10 protein-coding genes are annotated in these 9035 nt (G+C 31.9%); 2 read left to right on the forward strand and 8 right to left on the reverse strand.

The annotated features are described in order from the left end of the window. Positions 1 to 35: 35 nt before the first annotated feature. The 8 genes from B4G36_RS10245 to B4G36_RS10280 form a co-directional block, all read right to left on the reverse strand. Positions 36 to 587: a lipocalin family protein gene (locus B4G36_RS10245; protein WP_291063812.1), complete on the reverse strand. Its 552-nt coding sequence runs from the start codon at positions 585 to 587 to the stop codon at positions 36 to 38. Positions 588 to 590: 3 nt separating this feature from the next. Continuing rightward, positions 591 to 1433 carry an alpha/beta fold hydrolase gene (locus B4G36_RS10250; protein ID WP_291063814.1) on the reverse strand — a complete coding sequence of 281 codons (843 nt, stop codon included), beginning with the start codon at positions 1431 to 1433 and terminating at the stop codon, positions 591 to 593. Between the two features lie 211 nt (positions 1434 to 1644). Continuing rightward, the gene (locus B4G36_RS10255; RefSeq protein ID WP_291063816.1) at positions 1645 to 1899 is read right to left on the reverse strand and encodes a hypothetical protein; all 255 of its coding nucleotides are present in this window, start codon (positions 1897 to 1899) and stop codon (positions 1645 to 1647) included. A gap of 6 nt (positions 1900 to 1905) precedes the next feature. Then, positions 1906 to 4083: a hypothetical protein gene (locus tag B4G36_RS10260; protein ID WP_291063818.1), complete on the reverse strand. Its 2178-nt coding sequence runs from the start codon at positions 4081 to 4083 to the stop codon at positions 1906 to 1908. An 11-nt stretch (positions 4084 to 4094) separates the two neighbouring features. Then, a complete protein-coding gene (locus B4G36_RS10265) occupies positions 4095 to 5009 on the reverse strand; it encodes a hypothetical protein (protein ID WP_291063820.1) in 915 nt (304 codons plus the stop codon). Between the two features lie 15 nt (positions 5010 to 5024). Then, positions 5025 to 5609, reverse strand: a complete 585-nt coding sequence (locus tag B4G36_RS10270) for a phage tail protein (RefSeq protein WP_291063822.1) — start codon at positions 5607 to 5609, stop codon at positions 5025 to 5027. Between the two features lie 5 nt (positions 5610 to 5614). Next, positions 5615 to 6202, reverse strand: coding sequence for a phage tail protein (locus tag B4G36_RS10275; protein ID WP_291063824.1), 588 nt, complete (start codon positions 6200 to 6202; stop codon positions 5615 to 5617). 3 nt (positions 6203 to 6205) lie between these two features. Beyond that, positions 6206 to 6778 carry a phage tail protein gene (locus B4G36_RS10280; protein WP_291063826.1) on the reverse strand — a complete coding sequence of 191 codons (573 nt, stop codon included), beginning with the start codon at positions 6776 to 6778 and terminating at the stop codon, positions 6206 to 6208. Between the two features lie 358 nt (positions 6779 to 7136). On the opposite strand from B4G36_RS10280, the gene B4G36_RS10285 reads away from it, so the two are divergent. Next, positions 7137 to 7877: a hypothetical protein gene (locus B4G36_RS10285; RefSeq protein WP_291063828.1), complete on the forward strand. Its 741-nt coding sequence runs from the start codon at positions 7137 to 7139 to the stop codon at positions 7875 to 7877. A 188-nt stretch (positions 7878 to 8065) separates the two neighbouring features. Beyond that, complete coding sequence (locus tag B4G36_RS10290; RefSeq protein ID WP_291063830.1) at positions 8066 to 8413, forward strand: hypothetical protein; 348 nt, start codon at positions 8066 to 8068, stop codon at positions 8411 to 8413. The last annotated feature ends 622 nt before the right edge of the window (positions 8414 to 9035 follow it).

Consider the following 9035-nt stretch of genomic DNA (forward strand, 5'->3'; position numbering starts at 1 on the left):
AATTAGCCCTTTGAGATGAAAATATATTTATCAACTTATTCTTGTACAGTCCAAGTAAGTTCCTCTATCGCATATCCTTTTTCTTCTGCATACAAAAGAAACTTTTGTTTTGTTGCTTCCGAAATTGTTTTTTGTCGTGATAAAATCCACATATAATCATGACTTTCACCAAAAACCAAAGCTGTTTCATAATCGGGATTCATCAACACTACATTATATCCTGAATAAAATGGTCCAAAGAAACTAACTTTTAAAGCTCCTTTCCCTTCTTCTTCATTCAACTTAGCTTTTCCATGAGCTTCTTTCCATTGATTTTCTTTATAATCAAAACCTCTGTTATGAACTTCTATTATACCTTTCTTATTCAAAAAATAAGTCGCAGTTACATGACTCATATTTTTTTCATATTTAAAATCTAAACGTGCAACTTCATACCACTTTCCCATGTATTGATGCGGATTAAAATTTTCGACCGCTGTAACATAATCCGGGATTTTAACTTTTCGACAATTCAACCAAGCATATGTCAATCCTCCCAAACCTGCTAACGCTAAACCTGAGATCATCTTTATATTTAATTGCTTCATAAATTATTCTTTTTCGTGTTCTATATTTAATAAAAACTCGATTAAATCCATATTTAATTGCTCTTTATGAGTAATATTTAAACCATGAGGAGCATCTTCGTAAACAATATAAGTGGCGTGCGGAATTAATTTAGAAGCTTGATCGCCAGCAGTTTTTATAGGAACAGTTTGATCTTCTTTTCCATGTACAATTAAAGTCGGAACATTAATCATTTGGCATTCTTTTCTAAAATCAGTATCCATCCAAGACAAAGCGGCTTTCATAGTTGCAATAGGTGAAGCATGGGACGAAACAGAAAAATCAAAATCTAATTGTTCTTTACTGACTGATTTTTTTAATAATCCGTAATTATAAAAACCTTTATGAAAACCATCTAAAAATTCCAATCGATTGTTTTGAAGTTGATGTACAATTTCATCTAATTTTTTCTGTGGAACACCATTTTCATTATCAGCTGTTTGTTTTACCAAAGGAATAATCGAACTAATTAAAGCTACTTTCGAAATATTTTTGTTCCCATAATTTGCAATATAACGCACTACTTCTCCTCCCCCCATCGAAAAACCAACTAACACAACATTTTTCAATTGCAATTCATCAATCAAAGTATGTAAATCTTCTGCCAAAGCATCATAATCATAACCGTCCCAAGTTGCGCAAGACTTTCCAAAACCTTTACGATCATATGCTATACAACGAAAACCCGCATCTACAATTTTTGGTATTTGATATTCCCAAGATTGTATACTAAGTGGCCAACCATGTATCAAAACAATAGGTTGCGCCATTTTATTACCATAATCTACATAATGTATGTTATAGCCCTTTCTTTTTAATTTTGCCATAGTTATTATTTTTTTTGTTTTGTTTTTAACGTAGTCTCCTATACTTCAATACAAGCATTAAGCCAATAATTACATTTCAAAAGGTTTAACATTTATAACTGTTACAAAAAAATAATAATTTTCTCAATCAACAATATCAAAAAAAGAGTTAATAAAAAAAGCAAAAAAGTCTGCGTTTTCTCAGACTTTTAATAATTAAAACACAAAAATTTTAATGGTTTCTTACTAATTTATTTCTTCCATAATAACCTACAACAGCGGCTGTAAATAACAAAACTGTTGTATATAAATCTATAGGAGCTGTATCTATAGGATCATCTCCTGAATCGTGTCCTCCAGGACTTGTATTCGCTGTATTTTCACTAAAAAAAGTAACACCTGACTCTCCATCTTCTGCATGAAGATTAGATAAAGGAAGAATTAAAAATAAACTTCCACATAAAATGTTTTTTAATTGTTTTTTCATCTCACATTATTTTACAATTATTTTTTTTGAAATTTTTGAACTATCATAACATTCAACCCAAACAATATAGATTTTTGTAGATGTTGACAGATCAAAATGCGTTTCAAATGTATTTAGAGAAGATAAATTTTTAACTAAGCTACCTTCTAAGTTGTAAACTTTTATAGTTTTTATTTTTTCAGTAGATTGGATATGAACTGTATGATTTTCAGTATAAACATTTAGTTTATTTGTTTCATTCAAATCACTTGTGTTCAATGAACTATTTTTATATACAATTTCAAAACGATTTGTAAAATAACCTTTGCCACTTAAGAAATTATAATTACCTTTAGATAGATCAATAGATTTTTTTAATTCTTTATCAATTAAATAAATAGATTGTCCTTGTGTAAATATTCCATTTGTTTTCGCCAACGAAATCGTGTAATTTCCAGCAGTTAAAATTTTAATAGCTAAATCAAATTGATCTTTTTCATCAAACTCGGCTCCTCTACCTTGAATAGACATTTCTTTTTGATCTATCATCGAATAAATACCAGGGTAGACTTGCATTGGTTCTGCATCAAAAGTATTTTCATATTGTTTCGTAGAACCTTCTTTATATCCAACAAGAGTCGAGTTTAACACTTCATTATTTTGTTTTAAACTCAACCAAAATTTATCATCTTCTATGGTTTTATATGAAACTACTTCGTTAGCTGTAACACGCATACTGTTATTAAAAAACAACTGCATTGGTAAAGGACCTTGTAATTTGTTTTCTGCTTGTACAATAAATCCTTGACCTACTTCTATTGCTGTGGAAGTAATTGAAGGATCACTCCATCCCATTTCATCACTATAAACAATCCAATTATCGCCTGTAAATTCACCATTTACAATAGGTTTCTTATGTGTCCAAACAAAAACTTTCGAAATAGTTAACATAGCTGAATTGGATGATATAACTTTCTTCAAATCAATTGGAGATGGATAAGGATTACCTACTGCATTATTTCCAACATTATTTTTTGTAAGCATTCTTGAAACAAATCCATTATTTGGAATTCCTGTAAAAGTACCTTCAAATATTTTTGAAACACCTTCTCCATAAATATTAAAATTATTTGGTGCTCTAAATGCAATGTATTCGCCTTTTTGAAAAATATCAGCTGCATTTATATTTGCTACCCAATTGTTTGCAAACTCGTCATAACGATAGAAGCGATTTTGAAGTGTCTTAGGAGATAAAGCCAAAATATTTTGTCCGAAAACAGGTGAAGACCAATCCAAGGTTTCTAATCGATAAATTGGTTTTGATTGACGTTTGAAACTGATATTTCCTACATTAATTGCATTGTCATTTTGTTGCATTAAATAAGCACCATGTTCAAAAACAACTTGATTCGAAGGATTATCCACATTATTTACAACAGTATAGGTGATTCCGGAAGGAACAACTACGTTTGCTTCAAATTTCAACGATTTTGCTGTTAAATTATGAGGATATGATTCTCTTAGAATAGCATTTTTAGTAGCCGTTGGCTCCCCATCACTCCAAACCCCATTTTCCCAAATCGTTGACAAAGACGAAGTAACTTCTGTCCATGTAAATGCATCTAACCCAATATAATTTATCGGATTACTTGTAGAAATTTCAAGTTCATTGATTGAATAATTTGAATAATCTATTCCATTTATATTTTTCAAATTAACTTGAATATATCCATTCGTCATAAGAGCATTTAAAGGAATATAAAGTGCTGTAAAAATAATTGTCCCATTCTCTTTTCCATTTATCATAATCGGTGCTGGCATAATAAGAGGAAATTGCTGTAAATTATAATCAGCTAAAAAAAGATAAAAATTTTGCGAGGTAAAATTAAACCCTTCACTTTTTATCTTAAAACTTGGGTTAATTCCAAATCCTGCTGCACCATCATTATCAATGTATTTATTATCTATCGCTAAACCTTTCCAACCTGTACCGGGATAATCTCCTTGTACACGGAATGTTCCTTGTGCATAATCTGCTGAGGCAGAACTTTCTATTTTAAATAATTTTCCATTACTTACAAAAGAATAACTGCCATTGTCTGCATTCTCAAAATCTTCTGTATATGGTAAATTTTGCGCAAATGAAAAAACAAAGCCAAGAATTAGTAATAGAGTAAGTTTATATCGTTGTAAAGTTTTTTTCATAAAATTAGATATTAAACATTTTGAAGATTTTTTACAGTTTTATGAATATCTGTTTTACTGGCAAAACTTTTTGTTGGCATGATAAATTCTTGATGAAACTGATTACGATATTTATCATTATCATAACCTATTACACTTCTACAAATTAATTCACCACCAGGTCCGCCTTGCATCAGAATAACTTCATGATCATTTTTATTCCTCAAAATCAATGGATAGTTTAATTTTTGACTTTCAGAAGTACTCAAAACAAAATCAATATTTTTACTCTCTGTAGCCAAATCTTTGCTATTCCATTTACTTTTATCTATTCCCAATTGTGATAAACAAATTACCAAATCACATTTATCTTCTGTTTTCAATTTTTTCGAAATTCGAGTTGCTGCTTTATATGGATTTTCAGCTCTAATCGAAGAATTAAAACTATTCTGAGCCACTCCAGTTATGCCAATTTTTAAATCTTTGGTATGTAATATTACATAAGGTAAAACAACTTCATTCCAACCTTCTTCCTTAGATGAATAATTGCAATTAACAAAAGAAAAATTAAACGCCTTAGCTAAGTTTAAAAATGGTAGAATTCCTAGTTTTAAATAATTTGAACTTAAAGCAACCGCATGATAACCGATAGAATTGATTGATTGAAATGTTTCTTGGTTGAGCTGTTCTAAGCGGAATAAATTCCCTGCATCGACTAAAATTCCTTTTGTTTCCTGCTCATTCAATTCTTTTTTTATCATGCGATAGATTGATGTATTGAACGATAAGTCCACATCATTACTTTGATAAATGGTTAGATTTGATGTATCTGCTAACCCTTGTATATTTTTAGAAACATTTGCCAACCCTTTCAACGAAGGATTCAACATCGCAATTCCCATTAAAGATGCTGTATGTTTCAGAAAAGAACGTCTATTACTTTCCATATTTTTAATATTTAATTACCATCTAGGAGGAAAAATTCCATATAAACAAATCACATAATTCATCCCAATATAAGGTTGCATATTGTTATGAGCAATTGATCCACCTGAAACTTGTGTTCTCAATTTCATGTCTATATTCGCATTTATTTCTACTGCAGGTTCTTCTAAATTCACCCCCATTGTTGGAGCAAAAGAATCGTTTACCAAAAACCCGGGCTGAGCAATTGATGAACCTGTAATAGGCGTTGTTTGCGTAGCCGGTGACGAACTTACTTTTAATTTTGGTTGACCCGTCAGTACAGTTTCATGTGTATGAGATGGCATTTCATGTGTCAATAGTGTTACATTTTTTTCCCCTGCTTTTTTTCCTAACATTCTTTCCGATAGTCCTGGACCTTGTCCAGCACCTATCCCTACATGATTTCTAAAATCTGGTAGACCAAAAGTAGTTGTTCCATCTCCTCCATACATTATTCCTAATATCGAAAATAAGGCGGTATTTTGTTGAATAGCTAGTAATTGACCATGGCAAAATGCCCAATTTCTTGGTTCAAAATTCCCAGCAAATAATCTCACTTCTCCTATATAAGCTTCGTCCATAAATTCTAACTTTGCGAAGGAAAAATTCCTTCTATTGCTATAATAAAATTAATTCCCAAATAAGGTTGCATATTGTTATGGGGCTGATTCCCTCCTACTGGTAATGTTGTTTTCGTTAAATCTTCGTTTTTCAATGACGTTTCATGTAACGTCATGTTAGGTTCTTCTTGATTATACCCTAAAGTTGAAATTCCTTTATTTGTTGCAACACCCAAACTTGTTCCTTTTGTTGGTTCATGTACAGTAGATGGCATATTACTCGCAATTCCATTTGTTACTTGTACTGAATTCTTATCTACGATATGAGTATGAGCAGGTAATTGCGAATTAGTAAGGGTCACAGCTTCTACTCCTACTTGTTCACCCAAAATAACATTTCCTAATCCCAATCCTTGTCCCATTCCGACTGGTGCACGGCTGGCAAGGTTTGGTAAAGCAAAAGTAGAAATACCATCTCCGCCATAAAGCGTTCCTATAATAGCGTATAACGCTTCATTTCCACTTATAGACAATAATTGTCCCTGGCAAAGCATCCATCCATAAGGGGCAAAATTTCCAGCAAACATTCTAATTTCTCCTATTGTTGGTTCCATAAATTAATTTCTTGATGGATAGATTCCAAATAAACAAATCACATAATTCATCCCTAAAGAAGGCATACGGTTTTCATGTCGTTGATTCCCTCCTTGTGGTTGCAGTGTAACATCTCCTAAATCAATGGAGTTACTATTTAGTCCCACGTTTGGTTGTGTCTCTACAAAACCTTGTGTAGGAACTTTCATACGTCCTCTTGATTCTACTGGCGCAGCCAGACTAGAACCTGGTGTAATCTTTGCTTGAGTAGCATCCTCTGCACTTACCTTAAAATGATTCCCTTTTATTTCTACAAGATGTATATGTGCAGGTATTTCTGTAGAAGTTAACGTATGTGCTTCTTCTCCTGCCATTTCCCCTAAAGGAATTTCATTTGAAAACCCTACAGGAATTCGGCCTCTAAAATCCGGTAAAGCAAAAGTCGTTACGCCATTTCCTCCATACATTACTCCCAATACACTAAATAAAGCCTGATTCTGATTAATAGACAAAATTTGTCCATGGCAGAAAGCCCAATTCTTAGGAGCAAACTGTCCTGCAAACATCCGAATTTCACCAATTGTTCCTTCGTACATATAAATTAAAGTTTTTGAGTTATCCTATTTAAGTAGGAAGAAGAGAGTAGAATGACAACTTATATAAATTGCGTTTTAAATTTACTTAATTATAGAATGAATTCAACTTTTAAAGGGGGGACAAATAAGGGGACAAATTCATAAAATAATATTTTTCCCGAAAAAATAAAGAATAAAACATTAACAACAAATTAATTACATTTTCAAAATTCTACAATAGATAAAAAATACAATCCAAATAAAAACAATAAAGTAGCTATGTCGTATACGGTAAAGTAGCTTTGCTGTAGTTAATTTCTTTCCTCCAAAAATAAAAGCCAATAGGTTTGCACATTATTTTAATAACTAAACAAAAAGTATGAAAAAAAGTGTTTCCCTTTTTACAACATTACTCTCTATGCTCTTGTTCGGACAAGTAGGGATTAATACAGAAAATCCTCAAGGAATTTTTAATGTAGATGGTAAATCTTCTCCAGAAACAACAAATCCTAAAACAGGGGTTCCAGATCCTTTGCAAGCTTCAGATGACTTTGTGATTACATCTTCTGGTAGTGTTGGAATTGGAACAATATCTCCAGATCCATCAGCTATTTTGGATGTAAATGCAGACGGTGCCTCTATTGGTAACAAAAAAGGCTTTTTAGGCCCTAAAATTTCCTTAGAAAGCAACACAGACCAAACCACAATATCCAATCCTGCTATAGGACTGCTAATTTACAACTTAGGAAAAAGAGGATTAACAACAAAAGGTTATCTCTATTGGAACGGAACCGAATGGGTTAAATTTTCTACAAGAAGTAGTATTTCTCCTTCTATTAATAAATTAGATTGTAGTTTAGCTTATATCATACCAAAAAAATTCGAACAAGGAATTCCTTATATCGGAACTTTAGTGGTTCCTTATTCAGGAGGAAATGGAGGATCTTATCCAGCTGGTTCGCCAATACTTTCGACAGGAATAACAGGTCTTACAGCTACATTACAATATGGTGATTTAGAATATGGTGTTGGTCAACTAATATACTCAATAACTGGAACTCCTTCTGGTTCATCTCCAAATACCGCAGAATTTGCAATAGATTTTTTTGGACAATCTTGATCAGCTTCTGTAGGAAAAAATGAACTTTCTCGAGGCGAATCAGAATATTTTAGCGGATCTGGGTTTTTAGCAAGTCTTACCAATATTTTATTAAGCAGCAATGGAGATAAAATGCCTACAATTGAAGACACTTTTCTGTTTGATGCTTTGCAAACTCAAGTTCTAACTCCACAGGTCCTGTATCTATTGTGCCTAGAGTATACAATATAAGTAATGAAGCTCAAAAATTTTGGTGGATGGGAATGACCTCCCAAGAAGGACGTGGTGATGCGAACGTCATCCTAGCTCCTAATGGTTACCAAAATCTTGATAATGGAATGTATTTGGGATTTGGTGCAAATATGGTAAAAGGTGTTTCGACACCAGGTACTGCGGTTAGATACTCAAATGATACCGAAGGATATAATTTTGATTTTATCCTCGAAGGAAATAAATGGTACAAAGTAGAAATGTCTTTTACCATCGATAATATGGATACGACAAATAATGCCGATAATGTTCGAAAATGGTACTGCCGAATTACCAGAATGTTTTAACCAAACTAACCTATCCAAGTTACAAGCGCGGGATATTGCTATCCCGCGCTTGTAACAAATTAAAAACCATATATTTCAAAAACATCCATATCGGATCTATTATTCTTCAACGAGTAAATGAATGCAACATTGAAAATACACGTATTTGTATTTTTTTAAAATGCAATGAAATAGATCTTCAAAAAATGTATTCTTCTGAAAGTTTAGACTCAAAAATTTTATTGAGATGGAGCAAATTATTAGAATATGATTTTTTCAGAATTTATTCTCAACATCTCATTTTATTCTCTCCTCCAATTCCTCCAAATCAAACAGATAAAAGAAACTCTTTGCCTCAATTCAGAAAAAACCTTTATACAAAAGAGCTAATTGATTTTATAGTAGATAAAATTAAAACGATAAAATGACTACAAAACAAGTAATTGAGAACTATAGAATACCTAAAACAACTTTACACAAATGGCTAGAAAAGAACAAATAATAAAACCAAATTATAAAAAATTTACAATGATATTCTAGATGAAATGTTTCCTGAAAAGAAACAGGAGTTCTCCTACTTTTTTAATAAAAAACAGGTATCATCTTTAGATATTATTAATTTGAATAACCGGTAGTGCATTTG

This window comes from Empedobacter sp. UBA3239 (genome assembly GCF_002362875.1).
In the GTDB taxonomy this organism is placed as follows: Bacteria; Bacteroidota; Bacteroidia; order Flavobacteriales; family Weeksellaceae; genus Empedobacter; species Empedobacter falsenii_B.

Bases quoted from the DNA above. Each gene is read 5' to 3' on its own strand.
- B4G36_RS10245 (WP_291063812.1), bottom strand. From the start codon at position 587: ATGAAGCAATTAAATATAAAGATGATCTCAGGTTTAGCGTTAGCAGGT.
- B4G36_RS10250 (WP_291063814.1), bottom strand. From the start codon at position 1,433: ATGGCAAAATTAAAAAGAAAGGGCTATAACATACATTATGTAGATTAT.
- B4G36_RS10255 (WP_291063816.1), bottom strand. From the start codon at position 1,899: ATGAAAAAACAATTAAAAAACATTTTATGTGGAAGTTTATTTTTAATT.
- B4G36_RS10260 (WP_291063818.1), bottom strand. From the start codon at position 4,083: ATGAAAAAAACTTTACAACGATATAAACTTACTCTATTACTAATTCTT.
- B4G36_RS10265 (WP_291063820.1), bottom strand. From the start codon at position 5,009: ATGGAAAGTAATAGACGTTCTTTTCTGAAACATACAGCATCTTTAATG.
- B4G36_RS10270 (WP_291063822.1), bottom strand. From the start codon at position 5,609: ATGGACGAAGCTTATATAGGAGAAGTGAGATTATTTGCTGGGAATTTT.
- B4G36_RS10275 (WP_291063824.1), bottom strand. From the start codon at position 6,202: ATGGAACCAACAATAGGAGAAATTAGAATGTTTGCTGGAAATTTTGCC.
- B4G36_RS10280 (WP_291063826.1), bottom strand. From the start codon at position 6,778: ATGTACGAAGGAACAATTGGTGAAATTCGGATGTTTGCAGGACAGTTT.
- B4G36_RS10285 (WP_291063828.1), top strand. From the start codon at position 7,137: ATGAAAAAAAGTGTTTCCCTTTTTACAACATTACTCTCTATGCTCTTG.